This window comes from Lentisphaera profundi, assembly GCF_028728065.1.
Taxonomy (GTDB): Bacteria; Verrucomicrobiota; Lentisphaeria; order Lentisphaerales; family Lentisphaeraceae; genus Lentisphaera; species Lentisphaera profundi.
On the sequence record NZ_CP117811.1, the window covers coordinates 1,183,336 to 1,201,342 of the forward strand.

The following is an 18,007-nucleotide window of genomic DNA, read 5'->3' on the forward strand; positions in this document are numbered from 1 at the left end:
ATAGTTGTTCCTATTTGGCGCGTAGGGTTTGACTTATACGTCGCTTCAATTCTTTAATCTTTATATTTTTAAAAGCAACCACGGCGCCATGATCCTGTAAGCCGATATGTCCCTTTACCGTTTGGCCATAAGCTTTTGAATCTTTGAATTTGCTTTTTGCCACGCGCTTGTTCCAGTCCGCAGAACCGATTTCATACTCATATACTTTTTTGCCATTGAACCAATGTTTTGCCTTACCATCTTGCATGCGGATGCGAACATGGTTCCAGTCATTTACGTGCAGTACTTTCTCCCCTTCAATGTTATAGAGATTAAATAAACCAGCTGCTGATTTATTCTTATTCCCAGGAGTATTTTCAATTTGCATTTCTGGAGCAACTTTCCAAATGGGGCCTTCGAGTGCTGGATTAACTCTTAGGAAAATACCACTATTGCCCGTCGTTTTCCATTCCAGAACCAATTCGTAATTTTCATAAGCTTGACTTGTATAGATGTCATGACCTTTTTCCTTAAGGAGCAATGTCCCATCTTCAACGGCCCATTTGTCTTCTTTGAGGGGCTTTTTCGTTTTCCAGTTATGCCAATTCTTTGTTGTCTTACCGTCGAAAAGTAGCTCCCAGCCATCTTTATTTTCAGCATCACTTAGACGATTATCTAGATTTTCTGACTTGATAGAATGGAGCGTGTTATCGATCTTGCCGGTAATGATATGGCCATCTGCAGCTTTGATATTGTATTGGATTTCCATCATGTGAACAGGCCTTAAATCAGGAATACTCAAACGAACAGTTTTACCATCCTTCAAGAGTTCAGCTTTCTTAACTTGAAAACCTTTCTGTGGCATTTCTGGTGATCCGTAATCTTGGCTCCATTTAATATTCCAGGCTTTGATAGAAAAATTAGCAATATCTTGAGCGAAAGCTTTATCTAATTTTTGACTAAAACTTATGTCTAGCGCACCTTCTGCTGATTTTAAGCCTATTGCCATGTAGAGCTTTTTACCGGTGTAACGGATACGGTCGAAGCCACCGTCTTTATTAGCATTCGACTGCCAACCATTTAAACCGGACAAATAGACTTGTCCATCTTTAGAGTTAACACGGGCTCGCATAGCACTACTGGTGAGCTTGAAAGGAAGGTTTACGACTCCACCTTGCATAAGTCCATTTTTTCTTTCTTTGAAAACAAGGTAGACTTTGCTTTGTCCATATGAAAGATGCAGGAGTTCACCTGATAAAGGCCCCCAATTTTCACCTGTCCAAACCTGACCACCGCCAGAATTGTCTACTTGTCTTTTTTTGCTGAGCCATGCCAGTGGTTTAGGCATTTCACTGTGGTCAACCATCTCTTCGATATTGCCACCCTCAGCTTTGATTTTTTCAGCCCACCTTTTCGGGCGCATGGGAAGAAAATAACGTGCAATAGGCTCGGTCTTGAGTTTTTGGGTGCCACGGTAAGTATCTACTACGCCGTGGAACTTGTCGGGTTCTACCCAGTGGATGGGACTAGCGGAAACAAAACTTCCCTCGTTATCTCCACAGGTAACTTGACCGTTTGCTGCTATGCCAATGCCATTGGGAGCGCGAAAACCTGAAGCGTAAATACTCATCTTTTGTCCATTTGGACTAACCTTCATAATGGTACCATGATGACGGCCAATTCTTTGAAAGCCATGTCCACCAGGATTCACAGGACTTCCGAAACTGAAAAAAAAGTTGCCTTTTGGTCCAGTCTGTAAGTCAAAACAGAAGGCATGAAAGGCCTCGGTCAGATCCCAATCATTGTTAAAGTTTTCGTAGAAATCGGCTTCGCCGTCATTGTTCAAATCGTGAAAACGAGTGATTTGATCATCTCCTACCGTATAGATAACATCGTCGACGATCTTTACACCCAGTGGCTCGTGAAGTCCTGTTGCATAGCGCTTCCAAGTTAAATTCTTTAGATCTTTATCGATACCACTAACTATCCATACGTCGCCATCCCAGGTAGATAGTGCAGCACGTGTGCCGTCGGCGAAAAAATCGAAGGCGCCGATTCTCATTCTTCCTTCATACTCATTATCATAAGGGAGAGTGATGCGGTCGAGAACATAGGCTGATTGAGAGTCTTTCGATAGTTGACCCGCTGTTTTGAATTTTTTAGGCCATTGAATGTTTCCTCCATGAGTGAATGCCAGTAAATCCTCGGCTTTTCCAGCTAAAGCTTTGAATGAAAGGTTTAAATCTTTCTTACCAGCCCAAAAGATCAATTTTAATTTAGAATCACCTTCAGGTATGTTTAAATAGACAATGTTATTATCTATACCAAAATTTGCTTGTTCTGATTTTACAGATAGTTCTATAAATGTCGGTTCTGAATTGCCTTTAGTAATAAAACTAACTACACCATCTTCAATTTTGGCATTTTCAGCGTCAGCTAAAATGATTTTTTCAGCTTTGGCACCGCTTATATTTAAGGTTCTTGTTATCGCATCTTTATTGACTCCGACGATAAAACCTGGGCTATCGTAAACCACAGCATCACCTACTGTGTACTTGAAAATAACTTTTTCATCGTAGAGATAATAACCCTTGAAGTGAGCCCAATGTTTAGGTAAGGGGCCCATTGCGGGATAAGTTTCATACTTTTGTTCACGTGGGTCGGTCAAATTGCCTTCGTAACTCCAACCATTTCGTGACCCTGATTTAAGTAAGTGTTGATGGTGTTTATTTAAACTTGGCATATGACCATGCTTAAAAGGAAGGCCTTTAATGGCTACACTTGGGGATTTTCCTGCCAACCAAATAGAGCCATAGCTCATCGTGTCGCTATCGAAGACGATTCCATTTTTGCGATTTTTTCCTAAGGGAACGATATGTGATCTGCTAACAATATGCTTGGTGCCTTGTAAATCTTCTCCTAGATCAATCGTTGCACCAACAACTGGACCGTAGTTGTTGTGAAGAACTCCCATACCTTCTGGTACTTTTACGATCTTATCCTTTGGCGCTTTGTTAGTCGTTAGGTAGATAGCTATCTTTTTAATCTGTTCGTCAGTTAAATCCAAGGCGCCTCCTCGAGGAGGCATTTGGGCGAGTGATTTGGAATCCGGCCCACTGCCCGCGATAACAAATTTTACGATGCCGTCTACATTTTTCTTTTTAACTAAATCCGATTCCCATAAGTTCGGAAACACGCCACCAAGGCCTTTGAGATCAGGTCCGTGACAGGACGCGCATTTAGCTTTGATAAGTTGAGGTATATCGATGTCTTTACCAAGCAGGGGGGATGAGGTCGTTACTTTTAAAGCATTCGTTTTGGTGCCATGGAGGATGAGCTGTGGAGCTTTGTCTGCATCACTTTCTTTTGTTGTGTAACCACTTGAGTTAGGACCACCCTGTAGCATGATAACTACAGTATTATTGCTATCGTTTTTGATTAATTGACTGAGAGCCTCAGAGCTGAAGCTAATCCATTGATCGCGTTTCTTGGGGTTGGTGAAAGTTCCAAGTTTAATGACTTTATGAGGATCCCAGTGAGTACTTGTATAATCATTATCAACTTTTTTTAAACCCGCAAAAGTATTCCAATTTACATCTGTTTCATTAAAGAATTCGTCATTATTTGGATTATCCTTAAGTGCATAGACAGTTATGGTATTGCTATTATTTCCTATGAAATAGAGTTTAAGTATACATTCCGAAACCTTACTCTTATCAATTAATGATAAGTCGAAGCGCAAGATACCCGGATTATTTGATTTTGGATTAGTTCTTACCATTACCATTTTAGGATGATATCGACCTGTGTGTTTAGTGGGCTGCTCTTCACTCAGCCAAAGATCTGCACCAAGACCGGCTTTGCCATCGCCGCGATCGGCTGTGCTAACTTTTACTTGTTCCTGTGCAAATAGATTAAATGTACAGGCTATTAGTAACATTAAACTAGTGATTGTTTGTTTCATTTATACTTCCTTTAATTAAAATAATTTATTCCAAAATGATTCATTGAAATCGAGTTCGAGCTTTTTGCCGTCGTACTGGATATCAATGATTCCACTGCCGTATTTTGATTTGATATAGGGACTTTCGAAGGTCATGGGGTATTCATAGTTGATGGCTTTGCCGTCAAGCATGGGGATAGCCGTATTTGCCGCATTAAATTCCATCTCAGGTGCAGCCTCATCGGGAGGCGTGAAAGTAAGAATGTTGAAGGTGGGAACTACCGTCTTGTAGAGTTGACAATTCGATTGCGATACTTTCTTCATGAAATTTGAAAAGCTGACAAACTGTTTTTTATCACCAGCTTGAATAATGACAGGTGAAAAGCGATCATTAAACTTAATGTATTCATCATTTCGTATCCAGCTGTAGGGCTTATCCAGCATTTTTACTGTGGGGTCATCTTTAGGTCCGTGAAAAAGTACTTGAGTCCCTTTTGTTTTCTTTTTCTTTTTTTCGTCTTCAAAATTTTTATCACGCAAGACCACTTTAACAGCGGCGTAGACATCTCCTTTTCTTAAAAATATCCAACCATCTTGTTCAATTTTTTCATCCCAGGATTTACCTAAATAAACGCCCATTTCAGTTCTTTGCTTGTATTGGGGGTACCAGTCCGGATGGATTGCAGTGTAGCCTCTACTGCGCTGAACAATGAGAGTGTTTTTGGATTGCAGGCTTCGATTCATGACTTCCAGTGAGACTGGGTCAGTTTTACCTCGAAAATCAGCTTCGGTTGGGAAAGAGACAGGGACAATTTTTGCGTTATTGTCTGCTGTTACCGTCATGCCGTGCCAGCGTCCGGCCTTACTTAAATGTGAGTGAATGGCTTGTGGGTGATCCATCTGTGTGCCCAGTGTATACAATGGTGTCACATAGACATATTTTAGAAATCGTGAATTGGGATTGATGGCAGTGGTGCGTTCCAAACCTAGGGGCCTTGGTTGTGTACCTACCTCTTCACCAATACCACGTGATTGATAGACAAAATTTTTCATGCCTTCGCGGTCAAGTGCCATTAATTGTACCACTTCCGGCAGTTCATAATCATTGATGTTATTCCAGTAGTTCCAGATTCCCGTATTGGCAGGTCCACCAAGTAAAAACTCAAGCATACCTCTATTACAGTTAGATCCTACCGCAAGTTTGTGAAAGCGTGTCTTGGGTCCACCAGTAATTCCTGCGGCTCCCGCCTGAACCCAGTCAGCCCAATAAAGAGTCATAAAATCGCCAACTAAGTCACTTAGTTTTTCATCGCCACCATAAGCGTAAATCAGGTCTACCATATTCATGGTATGTTTACTGTATGTATAGGAGTGTCTTTCCATAAAGAAGCCATGTTTAGCACGCTCACGAAAGTACTCTTTCAAAAATTTAGTCCAGGCTATGTAATGATCTTTAGCCGTGTATTTTTTTCCGTCACTAAGGTCGGCTCTACCGCCACCATGACGTGATTCAGCATCAATGCCTTTCCCATAGTATCCGGAACGTCCGTAGTGATAGCCGCCGCCAAAGCCATAATCAGGGTAGATTTTATCTTTGTATTCTGGCTCATTCATGAAAATGCGTGAGCTCACTAAGTTATTGGCTTTGGCACTGAGGTCGTGATTTTCGCTGCCATCCATCCACCAAGTACTTTGTCGAGCCCAGTGAATATCGTTTTTAAGTGCGGTTCTATCCCAAAGCGTTTTAAGTAGTAACTTTTCGGTCTCTGCTTCGAGACGACCCTTGAATTTACCGCAACGATTTGAATACAATAAGTAGGTACGACAGATAACTTGTGTTTCCCATAAGCCCCAGGGATTTGTTTTTCCCCATCCAATTAAACTTTCACGTACTAACTTATTAGCTTTAGTTAAATCTTTATTGAGGTACAACATGGCAAATGCACTGACCATCGGATGATGGGCTTTTTTTGCCGATGCTTCAAAGGCTCTGTTGATACGAACTTGCTTTGTAACTTTTTGTTCAGCCCTAATCTGTGTAATGGTTTTATCACTGATACCAATGACTTTTTCTCCGTTGTCAAAGCGGGCAAAATCGAATTTAATTCTTGCCTTATTCGCAAATTTGGGAGCTTGGAACATGCAAAGTTTGATCGTGGTTAGATCAAAGTCTTTACTTTTATTAAAGTCTTTCAATGGAAGGATAAATTCTTTCCATTCGCCTTTCGTATTCACTTCTTTGAGAAGACTCTTTGCCGTATTGCCTTTTGAATCGATAATTTGAACTTTCCAATTCCTCTGAGTATCAGCCAGGTGTTCAGTTTTTAAATGGATTTTTATACTGAAACTCTCATCAAGCTTACTGTATAATCCCCATAAATTGGTCATGAATCCGAATTGAGATGCCGACTTGGCTTTAGAAGGTGTGTAGACAATACTTAAATCACCAACTTTTTTATCACTGAAATCATGAGAGAAAGCTTGATGGTGCTCACGCTTATAGGCATTTTTAAAATATTCCGGTGCAGTCAAACGCTGTTTTAAGTCATTCCCTAATTGCTGAGATGTATCTGCTGTACCGAAAAGCTGTATTTCTGGTCCGTAAAAATTATCGAGATACTTATCACTTTCGGCGTAAGAGCAAAAAGTAAGGGCAGTAACTGCTAGTGTTGTGAGTGTTTTTTTCATTAATTTAACCTTTAAAATTTGTTTTTTTAAATTGTTATTATTGAGCTATACAGCTTTGTTGTGTAGCACGATTACTGAATTTCAGCCAGGGCCTGTGCAAACTCATCTGGGTCTTTGTAAATCATAAAATGAGCTCTTCGGTATGTGTTGTCCCAGCCGCTGGGTGTTCGATAAAGTATGGATAGGCCGCTATTTACACTACCGTCAATTTGGACCATGTTAGAATATTTGGTATTATGTCTGGTGAATGCTTTGTGTTTATGTGCAAATGCTGACCTAGATTTTTCAGTTGTAGAGGGAGATACACCATAAACCTGATCGTAAAAATCCACTTCACCTTTATGTGCCCTGTCGATAAAGATTAAGGTATTACTTGGATATTGAACTGCAGAAATTTTCACCGGTCCTTGCCCAGAGATGTCGAGAGTGGTAAAGTAGCCGTTATATCCGTAGGACCACAAAATCCCATTAGCATTACGGGAAGTTTTGTTTTGTGCTAAGCCATCTGATGGGCAGTACCTAACTTCACCGCTCATTTCTGCTATTTCTTTGAAGATAGATCTCATGCCATCTAGGCCTATATGTGGCATAGTACCATCCCAATTGTCTGTGTACATAAATGAAGCCATCCCCCATTGCTTGAGGTTTGACTTACAAACAGCCGCTCTCCCTTTAGCCCTTGTTTTACTCAACACGGGCATTAAAAGACTGGCGAGTATACCGATGATAGCGATCACCACGAGCAGTTCAATAAGGGTGAATTTATGTTTTTGCGATATCATACTCTTTTCCTATCTGTTATTTATAATTTTCTGGTTTCTCTGGCAATGAAAACACTGTTAAACCCGTGAGATCTTTTGGCTGGCCGGGAACAATGAAGCTCATTAGATAGGCAACAGCTAAGCTGGGGATAAGACCTATCGGAGTAAAGAAAAAGGGGTGTAGAGTGAAGTTACTTTGGCAATAGAGGGTAGCAGATATCCCAGCAATAAATCCGGCAATAACTCCGGTGGTGTTCACTCTTTTTGTTAGGACTCCCAACAGATACATGGAACTCAATGGAGCGAAAACGACGCCAAGAATCAGCAAAATAAGATCCCATATGGAAGTCGTATTGCTTTGCGCCAGCCATAGGGCCATACCCGTGCCTATGATGCCGAGCGCCACAGTAAGGCCCTTGCCCCAGAGTAGGGCTTGGTCGTCATTTAAATCTTTTTTGAATTTACGCACATAGTCCTCAACAGCAATGTTGGACACACTATTTAGCGCGCTCGAAAGTGTTGACATTGTCGCCGCCATCAATGCTGCCACCACAATGCCAGCTAATCCGGTGGGGAGCTTTTGTGCGGCAAAGAGTGGGAAAATCCCATCCGCTTTCATTGCTGGTGCAATATCCGCAGGATTGGCGTTATAATAAAGATAAAGGCAGGTTCCTAAGCCGAATAGGCAAGCATTGAGCGGTATGGCCACGCAAAGCTGGGTTAAGGCGGCCTTGCGCGCCTCTTTTTCAGATTTCACCGCCTGTACGCGTTGAATGAAGTTTTGATCTCCGATCGGAACGGCAATAGATTGCAAAGTATAGGACAGAAAAATGATATAAATAATCGGCTGAGCCTGGTCCCAAGAAAAGTCGAACATCATTAACTTGTTCTCCGAGGAGATAAGTTGCCATGCGTCAGCAGCTGTAGAGTCGAGGGACATGAAGACCCAGATTATACACATGATCATAGCCAGAAGCATGACAATGGCCTGGATAACGTCAGTCCAGACCACCGCCTCAAAACCGCCCATCATACAATAGAGTGTAGTTACGACACCCATAATGATGATACTCACTTCCATGGGGATGCCGCAGACAGAGCTCAAGGCTATGGAGGGTAAGAGCATAATGGCGGCCATTCTTGTGATCAGCTGCATGAAGGCGTAAGTAAGACTACCGAACATACGCAGACCTACGCAAAAACGTGCTTCGAGATACTCAAATGCCGAAGAAAACTGCAGCCTGCGGGTGATGGGGATCACCACAAAAAATGTTACGGGTAGCAGTAGGAACTGTACAATTCCGATAGAAAAATAGAGCCAGTTGTCCGTATAAGCCTGTGCGGGCTGAGCCATTAGGCTGACCGCACTCGCACTGGTAGCAAACATACTTACCCCAACGGCCCAAAAGGGGAGGCGTTGACCGCCACGGAAAAAGTCGTTTCCGTTCTTTTCACGCTTACTAATATGTCTGCCTATCCATAGCATCATAAAAAAGAACAAGCCGACGATTAGGTGGTCCCAAATGCCGTACTTAGTCTTAGGAAAAATCGCTTCAACTTTATAGGAGGCTTCTGTTGAGATAATCGTAAAGCTTTTGTAGTCATGGGCAATTGCAAAATCACTCTGAGGAAATGATGTGATATCAAACTGCACCCATTTTTTCTGATCGAGATAGAGTGCATCAAGCTGCTTATGGCCTTTGCCCAAAAACAATATATGCGCATCCCCGCAGGCAAAGGCCTGCTTTGCCTCGATCGCAAATTCACTAGTGCCAATGGTGCTCCATAAATTTTTATTAGTATTATACTCGTACGCAGTCAGTTTACCCGAGCTATCCTCATTCGCAAAAATATAAATACTGCCCTTCAATTGTGCCGTCAGCACTTTTGTCGACTTCTGTATGCCCCAGTTTTTTTGTTTCACTCCGTTGCATAAGAATATATTATTCCCCTCAGCATCAAGTCCGGCAATATATAACTTGTCATTGTTGACGCTTATATCGCCTTGTGTAATGGGGAAGGGGAGGTCTTTGATTTTCTTACGAACAATTCCTCCCTCAATATATTCAAGGGTGAAAACTTTCACCCCGTCAACAACATAGAGCTTTTTCTCGGAGCTTGTAGTCATAGTGGATTTGGAAATAATTACAGGATCGGCATTAATTTCAGTCCACTGCTTAGCTTCATCTGTAAGTAAAGATAATTTATTGTCCTGAACAATGATAAGTCCTTCGGCGCTGTGCCAAGCGCAATCTACTGCGGTTTCACTCGAAAGCGGTGCTAGCGTAGAGTATTTAAAATACTCTTTATTCATGGCATCGCTATCTGCTTTTACATTAAAAGTAAATAGGGCTAATCCGATAAAAATAATCTGTTTAACACAGCTTGAGACTTTTGACATTTGTACCTCATTGATTTGTTACATATGTTACATGAGTTTTGTTACATGTATCATACAGGTGGTTTTTGAAAATATCAACAGCGTTATTGTTTTTTTTGTCATATGGCTACTTAAGGTGGGGTTTTAATTTACTAAAAACCGTGATTTTTGGAAATAAAAGGGAATAGCTATAGATTTTTTTTTGCGTCCCCGTAATGGCGGGGAACTTAAGAGATATTTGAGCTCGAAGAACTTAGGAATGTAGTCATGGATCTAAGTTCGTGGTGTTTGACTAAGAGCATCGTGCGTGTAGAAGGTACGCTGCAGAGGGTTTCCTTCATACCTTCGGAATGAATATCATTTTTTAATAATAGCCACCGGATAAATCCGGTGGCTACCCTACTACATAGCTTCGGCATGTGCTTAAGTTCACTACCCTTAGGCGTTCCCGCGGGCCAATTAATGTTGTACACAAGCTTAAAAAACCTTAAGTGCCTTCGTGTTAGGCATAGGGGAGAACTCAGTCAGGGCTGGGGTCTTATCAACTAGCAAAAAAACCTTGTAGCACTTAGTGATTTTTTATACGGAAAGATGAATTAAGGAGTCAGTAAGCTTGCTTCAGTGAAATACTTTATTTTATCCATATCCGGATTCTTTATCCGCAAAAGCATGGCCTCGGCGGCGAGTTTTCCGATCTGCCTGCCCTGGATATCTATTTTAACAGTCTCGGAATCAAGGAATTGACCGTAAGCGTCCATGTCCCCGGAAATCATATAAATATCCTTCATGGGGGTGATTTCTCTGTGTTTCAGTTCGGCATGAATGTAGGATCCCAGCGCGTTAGCAACAAAAATACCGTCAGGGCGTGGAGATATTTTTTCGAGCTTATCAACTATATCAATGGCGATATTTTTTTGATCCTCAGGACTACTCAAGGGGTCTGTATACGCCGTATTAATATTGCAGTATTTCGTTTTTCCAAATTTGCCGGCATGGAGAAAACCTTCTAGTCTGGAGTGCCAATAGGGCAAAGAAATAGAATCTAAGGTGTGACTTATGCAGCAGACATTTTTACAGCCCTGTAATTCCATATTTTTGTATGCAGATACACCTAGCCCCCAATGATCCGGCTGTACCCGGTCTCCGTACTCAGTGTCACCAGACTGTAACAACCAGACTGCAGGACGTTTTTTAACGAGATCAGCATGATGTTTTGGCAGATGGTCCCCATGTAGGAAAATACCATCACAGCTTTTGTCAGAGAGGCACTTAGGTACAGAGCCATCCGAGTCAATGTAGTCAACCACCAGATTAGCCCCAATAACACGCATTGTTTCAGTAATACCAAGCATTATGTCATGACCTGTTCCAGTCATAGAGGCCCGAATGTCCGATGTCCACAGCATGGTGAAATTGAGCTGCTTCGGATGCCCTTCGCCTGTAGCTCGTCTTTTGATCCGCTTCTCTGATTGAAAGTCATTGTCTTTCATTGCGGCATTAATTTTATCCTCAGCTTCCTTGCTTACAAAACCATTTTTGTTCAGCATACGCGATACAGTGGCAGTCGATACTCCTGAGGCTTTAGCTAGTTCTCTGATTGTCATATTTCACCTTTGTATGTTTTATATGTAACAAGTGTAACATAAATCAAAGAGTGGGCATTTTCAAATAGTTTTTCCTTGTATATGCTCATATTGGCTTAAATGATGAATTTAATCAGTAGGGGCTATGTGTATTAGTCAATATCCACAAAAAACGAGTCATGGCAGCCCTGCAAAAAGAAATCGCCTACCTCGATGAGCCATTACGCTAGAGTCACTTTTTGCATATTTCTGCTTTTAACTTAAGCTTTAGTTCACATATGAGTATTAGCTTTATTTACTCACGAATTAAGCTAATAATTAAATTTTTGCGATGGAAACTTGGATGTTTTCAGAACTGGGGATGAAGTTTTGTGCAGTATTGGAGTCGGTAATAATATGGTCGACTTCCTTGAGGCTAGCAAAGAGCACTAAAGAACGTTTGTGGACCTTTTGATTATCAAGCAAGAGGAAATGCTTTTTGGACTGTGCAAGCATGGCTATTTTAACGGCGGCGACGTCGTAGTTATTATCACTCACGCCCCATTCAGAATCTAGCCCCTGGCAGGAGAAAAAGTATTTGTCTACGTAGTAATTGTTAATGGAGCTGATGGCATTGGGACCGAGCATCGTTTGAGTTGCGGGGCAAAGAACGCCACCAATTGAAACGAGGGTGATATTTTTGTGATTGGCGAGGCTGACGAGTACTCTGATTGAGTCACTAATAATGGTCAGCGGAATATCGGGCATCTTGCGGGCCATTTGCCAAGTAGTTGTACTACCATCTAGAAAAATGGAGTCGCCTGCTTCGATATGTTTGAGTGCGAGTTCCGCAATTGCGGTTTTCTCTTTGATATTTTGTATTTTTCGCTGATCAAAACTGAGCTCATTAGTGATGACATCTTGAGGCACAGCACCACCGTGTTTGCGGATGAGTAAACCGTCTTTCTCTAATCTTGCTAAATCGCGACGAATGGTCTCTTCGGTAACATTAAATTTTTGTGAGAGTTCATTGACTTTGGCTTCTCCCACTTCGTGGAGGAAACTCATCATTTGTTGATGACGTGCTTTGGATTGAACTGACATAAAAACCTTGTGTTTAAAGAGTGAATAAATTTAGTACGACTTTAGAAAAATTAAATTTTCCGCGAGTAAAAAGCTCCTCCAAATAAGAAATTAGGAGGAGCTTAATGATTTAACGCAGGAAAGCTTCGTGAAGGCCGCCATCTACTGAGATGATTTGGCCGGTACTTTTACTCAGTTTATTACTGGCCAGAACGTAGGCTGCTTCAGCTTGGTCTTCTGGTGTAATTGGCTCCTGAGTAAGAGTTCTTTTAGCATAAAACTCGGCAAGGGTATTGCGCAGTTTTTCTGTTTCCCACTCTTCGCTATACTCAAGATTATACTTGGCAAGTGAACCAATGACGCGATCGCGAGGGAACATTGAAGAACCTTTTACGACCGTAGCGGGTGCGAGACCATTGACACGGACCAGTGGAGCCATATCGACTGCCAGTTCGCGAACGAGGTGGTTAGCCGCGGCTTTAGATGTGTCATAGGCGAATGAACCACGCTTGGCGACGGCCGCATTGACACTCGTCGTTAATACGAGTGAACCCTTGAGCCCTTGCTGTTTCCAAATTTTATTGCCTTCATCAGCAACAATAAAGAGTCCTTTGACATTGATGTCGAAAGTGAGGCCCCATTTTTCGTCAGGAATATAACCAGCGGTATCGGAAGGAACGAAGATGCCTGCAGTCACAATCACATTATCAATGCCGCCATAAGCAAGGATGATTTGTTTGTACATATCTTGAACACTTTCGCGACTTGTGATGTTACCCTCGAGAGCTATGGCTGGACCACAGTTGGAGATACCCGTGCCAGCAACGCCAATGCCTTGGCCATAAATGGCAAGAAGTTCATCGGCAGTTTCTTGGGCAGCATCAGCATTGAGGTCAACACAAACGACGTGTGCGCCTTCTTTTGCCATACGGTGAGCGGTAGATTTACCTATGCCACTACCAGCACCAACGACGACTACGACATTGCGGGCAAATTCTTTCTCAGCCGGCATACGTTGTAGTTTAGCTTCTTCCAGTTCCCAGTATTCAATATCAAAAGCTTCCTGCTGTGGCAGAGCGGTATATTCACTGATGGCTTCAGCACCGCGCATAACTTCGATAGCACAGTTGTAGAATTCAGTAGTCACTCTGGATTCACTTTTATTTTTACCCCAGCCAATAATACCAACACCAGGTATGAGAATAACGGTAGGGCTTGGATCGCGCATAGCAGGTGAGTTATCACGCTTACAAGCATCGTAATAAGCTTTGTAGTCAATGCGGTATTGTTCTAGTCCTTCATTGAACTTGGCGACGAGAGTATCGAAATCATCATTAGCGGGATCAAAATCAAGATATAAGGGCTGGATTTTTGTTCTTAGGAAATGGTCAGGACATGAAGTGCCCAGTTTAGCAAGTCTCTGTGCATCGACACTATTAACAAATCTTAAGGCTTGGTCATCAGTTTGAACTGTGCCAATGAATTTTACTTTATTGGAAAGTAAACCACGTGCTGTTGGTAAAAATTGTGCTAATAAATCCTTGCGATCGCTTTCAGAAAGACTTTCTACTCTGGCACCACCAAAAGTCATTGCGCCTTTGTCATGCTCTTCGATATAACGAGCCGCCGTTTCGATTACCCATAGAGAGGTTTCATAACAGCTTTTACTTTCACTACTCCAGTTGGTGTGGCCGTGTTGACCCATTAAAATACCAAGAAGATCTGAGTCACCTTTATAGATATCTTCGCACTTCTTAGCCGCTTCCCAGCCGGGTCTCATCCATGGGATATAGCCCATTTTTCCACCCCAGATTTTCTCCGCCAATAGTTCTTGATCTTTACAAGATGCAACAGCAATGACAGAGTTGGGGTGTAAGTGGTCGACATGTTTTTCTGCGATCATAGAGTGCAACGGTGTATCAATAGAAGAGGCACGTGGATTTAAACAGAAAGTACAGTGCTTATACATGCCGATCATCGCGTCTTCACCAGCAGTTTTATAGCCTTTGACGTCAAAGTTTTGATAAGCGTCATCAAGTGCATCTAACTTACCTTGATAGAGTGAAGAAAAATTTTCTTTTTTTGCGGTGCGAATATCACCGCCAGAACCTTTCACCCACAAAACTTCTACGGATTCACCTGTGAGCGGATCGATTTCCATGATTTTTGCAGAAGTATTGCCGCCACCAGTATTGGTGACACGTTGATCATCGCCGAGCACATTGGAGCGATAGACAAGTTCTTCAACGCCTTGCAGAGATGCTGCTACCGCATCATCCCAATTATAATTGACGTGCTTGAATTCTTTTGGACTGAATTTTGACATAATAATATTCCTTATTATAGGCCGGTTACGGCTACGCGAGTTCCGCGCTGATTGATGAGTTCTTTGCGGACACCAAGTTCGCGGTAAGCTTGCAGAGGGCTGAAAGCAGCACCTTGACGCATGCGAGCTTCACGAACGAGTGGACGTACGTCTGTACGGTAAGCGTCCTGGATAATTTCTTGACCACCAGCGACATCATTATTCATTTGTGCTTCTGTTAAAGTCGCACGAGGAATCGAGAGTGCTTGGCCGTAGGCGAGAGCAATAGCATCGAAAGACTGGAGCAGGTCTTCCATAGGATCTTTAGTATTGTGTGAAGCATCGATCATCCAAGCCAATTCGTTGGCTTGTTTATCATCACCTTTCATGTACTCAACGAGTTCGTTGAAGATGAGGAAAAGTTGGTAGGGTTTAAGTGAACCGACAGTGAGGTCGTCATCACTGTACTTGGAGTCATTGAAGTGGAAGCCGGCGAGGCGTTTTTCCATGATCACACGGGAGACAACCTGCTCGATGTTGGTATTTGGCAAGTGGTGGCCGAGGTCAACAAGACAGAGGCATCTTTCACCGGTGCCTTTGGCGAGTAAGAGGTTTGAACCCCAATCGTTATTTACAGTGGAGTAAAAATTCGGCTCGTAAGGTTTGTGTTCTGTGAACATGTACCAGTCTTCCGGCATAGCTTTGTAGATTTCTCGAAGTGAATTTTGAACATTTTCGAACTGACGACGGAAGTTGGCCTGTCCTGGGTAGTTTGAACCGTCGGCGAGCCACACAGTCAAGGAGTCAGAGCCGAGTCTTTTTCCGTATTCGATAACATCGATATTATGTTGAATAGACTGCTCGCGAATGGCTTCTTCACTATTGCACATAGAACCATACTTATAAGACAAGCCTTTTGGAGTATTGAGTCCTCGTGGGTCATCCATGAAGGTATTTGAGTTCATGCTATCGAAACGCAAGCCATAACTAGCTGCGAGATCTTTGACGTCTTCGGCATTATCCGGAACATCCCATGGAATATGTAAAGAAATGGACGAAGTCTGACCACAGAGTTGCTTAAGGATACCAACATCGCCAATTTTTTCTTCGAGCGTTGCGGGTTCGCCACCACCAGGGAAACGTCCGAAACGTGTAGCACCGGTACCGAGCGCCCATGAGGGAGTGGCGACCTGAAGTTCAGTAATGTCTTTGATTATATCTTCTGCGTTAATACCTTTCTTGTCAAGTTTCTGACTGAGGATATCTAGTTCTACTTGGTGTAGATCAAGTGACTTACTGTTGATATCCTTGAGCTGATCGAGGTTTAATTTCATTATCTGGACTCCTTTAATGAGCGATTAATTTGCTTTTTAAAATTTGAGAAAGGTTCTTAAATCAACAAACTATACGAGTGTTAAATGATTGTTTCAAGCATTTTTATTAAAAAAATGATTGAAACGAAGAAAAAATGACAAATAAGCTTTTAAAACACTTGAAAAACTTTTGCCTGTATGTAGTCTTAGGCAGTGGCTAAGCATCCAAGTGTTTATTGTTGTGTTTAAAGTGTAGACTCTCCCTTAGTCTCTCAGATTTGGATGCTTAGTTTTTTAATTATAGAGAAGGATATGTATGAAAGCTGTGGTTCTTGCTGTCGATTTAGGTGCTGAAAGCGGTCGTGTGATGGCGGCCGAAATTGGAGATGGAATTAACTTACGTGAAATGAGTCGCTTTATTAATAAGCCCATTAAAAAAGAGGGTCATTTACGTTGGGATATGGAGAGTCTTTGGCGAGGTATATTAGAGGGCTTTACGGTAGCAGCAGCACAATATGGGGATTTAATAAAGAGTATTTCTTTCGATACTTGGGCCGTGGATTTTGCCCTGATCAATAATGAAGGGGAACTTATTGAAGAGCCGGTATGCTACCGCGATCCAAGAACTGAAGGCTTAGTCGATAGCATAGAGACTGAGTTTGGCAAAGATACGATTTGGAAGCATACGGGTATTCGCAATCTACCCTTTAATACAGTCTTTCAGCTTTTAGCCTTAAAAAAATCAGCACCAGAAAAACTTAAGCAAGCAGAATCGATCTTAATGATTCCAGATTTTTTGGCATGGAAACTTTGTGGCGTAGCTTCTAATGAATGGACGAATGCCAGTTCCACTGCTCTTGCGAGTCCATCTGGACAAGGCTGGGATTTAGATCTCATCAAAAAAATTGGTCTAGGAGATTTAGCTATCTTTGATAAAGCTTTAACGAAGAGTGGCATTGAGCTTGGGACTGTGTCTGCGGATATCGCAGAAATAACTGGCTTAAAGCGAGATGTTAAGGTTCTGACTTGTGCTTCACATGATACCGCCTCGGCAGCCGCGCTGACACCAGCAGGAGCAGGGCAGGTCTTCATTTCATCGGGAACTTGGAGTCTGATGGGTATGATAAGTGAGCAGCCACTACTAAGTAAAGAAGCCAAAGAAGCCAATCTGAGTAATGAATTAGCTTGGGATGGGCGGAGTCGTCCCTTGAAAAATATTATGGGCTTATGGGTTTTACAGAATTGTCGTAGGACTTGGAATGAAGAGGGTGGCGCTGATTGGTCATATCCTGAATTAGTGGATGTGGCGCGAAGTGCAGCGGATGTGGATTTAGTGCTAGATGTGGATGATGCTGCTTTCTTTGAGCAGCACAGTAAGGAAAATCCCTATGCTGATCGCGTCGTAAAATGGTTTGCGGATCGTGGGGTTCAAATTCCAGCAGATGAAGGGAATATAAGTTTGGCGGTCATCAAAGGCTTAGCTCACGCTTATGCCAATACACTCAAAGAAATAGAAAAAGTATCCGGTCAAAAAGCGCAAGCAGTGACTATCCTCGGTGGAGGAGGGCGCAATGAGCTCTTAGTAGAGATGACAGCGCAATTATGTGACTGTCCCGTGAGAGTGGGAGCACATGAAGCCACAGCTCTCGGCAATGCCGTCATTCAAGCTTTTGCTCTTGATTTGATCAAGCGCGAGGATATCGCCAAACTTTAACCAGAATCCATCAATACAGTTTTAGTCTTCAGCTAATATACAGCTGATTGTCAATTGGCAAGACAAATCTGAGCAAGTGGAGCTGAGCCTAGATCTAGATATAACGGCAATAATTATCTATTCCTCTGCCACAGGTGAGATGAGGCAAGTAAGTTCTCGATATTTTAATTTACAAATTCCTGCCTTGGATGGACTAATGATTGAATACCTACGAGCTTGAGTTTATCTCGAGCTATTTACCCTAGGGCAAGCATTTCAATGGTCATAATTAAGTGATTT

9 protein-coding genes are annotated in these 18,007 nt (G+C 42.3%); 1 reads left to right on the forward strand and 8 read right to left on the reverse strand.

The genetic code is table 11. The annotated features are described in order from the left end of the window. Positions 1-10 precede the first annotated feature (10 nt). The 8 genes from PQO03_RS04850 to PQO03_RS04885 all read right to left on the reverse strand — a co-directional run bounded on the left by PQO03_RS04850 (position 11) and on the right by PQO03_RS04885 (position 16,035). On the reverse strand, positions 11-3,943 hold the full coding sequence (locus PQO03_RS04850) for a 3-keto-alpha-glucoside-1,2-lyase-like domain-containing protein (RefSeq protein WP_274151571.1): 3,933 nt from the start codon (positions 3,941-3,943) through the stop codon (positions 11-13). Positions 3,944-3,958: 15 nt separating this feature from the next. Then, positions 3,959-6,610, reverse strand: a complete 2,652-nt coding sequence (locus tag PQO03_RS04855; protein ID WP_274151573.1) for a hypothetical protein — start codon at positions 6,608-6,610, stop codon at positions 3,959-3,961. Positions 6,611-6,681: 71 nt separating this feature from the next. Further along, the gene (locus PQO03_RS04860; RefSeq protein ID WP_274151575.1) at positions 6,682-7,392 is read right to left on the reverse strand and encodes a type II secretion system protein; all 711 of its coding nucleotides are present in this window, start codon (positions 7,390-7,392) and stop codon (positions 6,682-6,684) included. Between the two features lie 16 nt (positions 7,393-7,408). Next, positions 7,409-9,772, reverse strand: coding sequence for a sodium:solute symporter family transporter (locus PQO03_RS04865; protein ID WP_274151577.1), 2,364 nt, complete (start codon positions 9,770-9,772; stop codon positions 7,409-7,411). 575 nt (positions 9,773-10,347) lie between these two features. Further along, positions 10,348-11,355, reverse strand: a complete 1,008-nt coding sequence (locus tag PQO03_RS04870; RefSeq protein WP_274151579.1) for a LacI family DNA-binding transcriptional regulator — start codon at positions 11,353-11,355, stop codon at positions 10,348-10,350. Positions 11,356-11,652: 297 nt separating this feature from the next. Continuing rightward, positions 11,653-12,417 carry a DeoR/GlpR family DNA-binding transcription regulator gene (locus tag PQO03_RS04875; protein ID WP_274151581.1) on the reverse strand — a complete coding sequence of 255 codons (765 nt, stop codon included), beginning with the start codon at positions 12,415-12,417 and terminating at the stop codon, positions 11,653-11,655. A gap of 109 nt (positions 12,418-12,526) precedes the next feature. Next, positions 12,527-14,722 (reverse strand): bifunctional rhamnulose-1-phosphate aldolase/short-chain dehydrogenase, encoded by a 2,196-nt coding sequence (locus PQO03_RS04880; protein WP_274151583.1) that lies wholly within the window; start codon positions 14,720-14,722, stop codon positions 12,527-12,529. Positions 14,723-14,736: 14 nt separating this feature from the next. Further along, positions 14,737-16,035, reverse strand: a complete 1,299-nt coding sequence (locus PQO03_RS04885) for a sugar isomerase (RefSeq protein WP_274151585.1) — start codon at positions 16,033-16,035, stop codon at positions 14,737-14,739. 295 nt (positions 16,036-16,330) lie between these two features. Here PQO03_RS04885 and PQO03_RS04890 point away from each other — a divergent pair, with 295 nt between their 5' ends. After that, positions 16,331-17,728 (forward strand): rhamnulokinase, encoded by a 1,398-nt coding sequence (locus PQO03_RS04890; RefSeq protein WP_274151587.1) that lies wholly within the window; start codon positions 16,331-16,333, stop codon positions 17,726-17,728. Positions 17,729-18,007: the final 279 nt, after the last annotated feature.

Bases quoted from the DNA above. Each gene is read 5' to 3' on its own strand.
- PQO03_RS04850 (WP_274151571.1), bottom strand. From the start codon at position 3,943: ATGAAACAAACAATCACTAGTTTAATGTTACTAATAGCCTGTACATTT.
- PQO03_RS04870 (WP_274151579.1), bottom strand. From the start codon at position 11,355: ATGACAATCAGAGAACTAGCTAAAGCCTCAGGAGTATCGACTGCCACT.
- PQO03_RS04875 (WP_274151581.1), bottom strand. From the start codon at position 12,417: ATGTCAGTTCAATCCAAAGCACGTCATCAACAAATGATGAGTTTCCTC.
- PQO03_RS04865 (WP_274151577.1), bottom strand. From the start codon at position 9,772: ATGTCAAAAGTCTCAAGCTGTGTTAAACAGATTATTTTTATCGGATTA.
- PQO03_RS04860 (WP_274151575.1), bottom strand. From the start codon at position 7,392: ATGATATCGCAAAAACATAAATTCACCCTTATTGAACTGCTCGTGGTG.
- PQO03_RS04890 (WP_274151587.1), top strand. From the start codon at position 16,331: ATGAAAGCTGTGGTTCTTGCTGTCGATTTAGGTGCTGAAAGCGGTCGT.
- PQO03_RS04855 (WP_274151573.1), bottom strand. From the start codon at position 6,610: ATGAAAAAAACACTCACAACACTAGCAGTTACTGCCCTTACTTTTTGC.
- PQO03_RS04880 (WP_274151583.1), bottom strand. From the start codon at position 14,722: ATGTCAAAATTCAGTCCAAAAGAATTCAAGCACGTCAATTATAATTGG.
- PQO03_RS04885 (WP_274151585.1), bottom strand. From the start codon at position 16,035: ATGAAATTAAACCTCGATCAGCTCAAGGATATCAACAGTAAGTCACTT.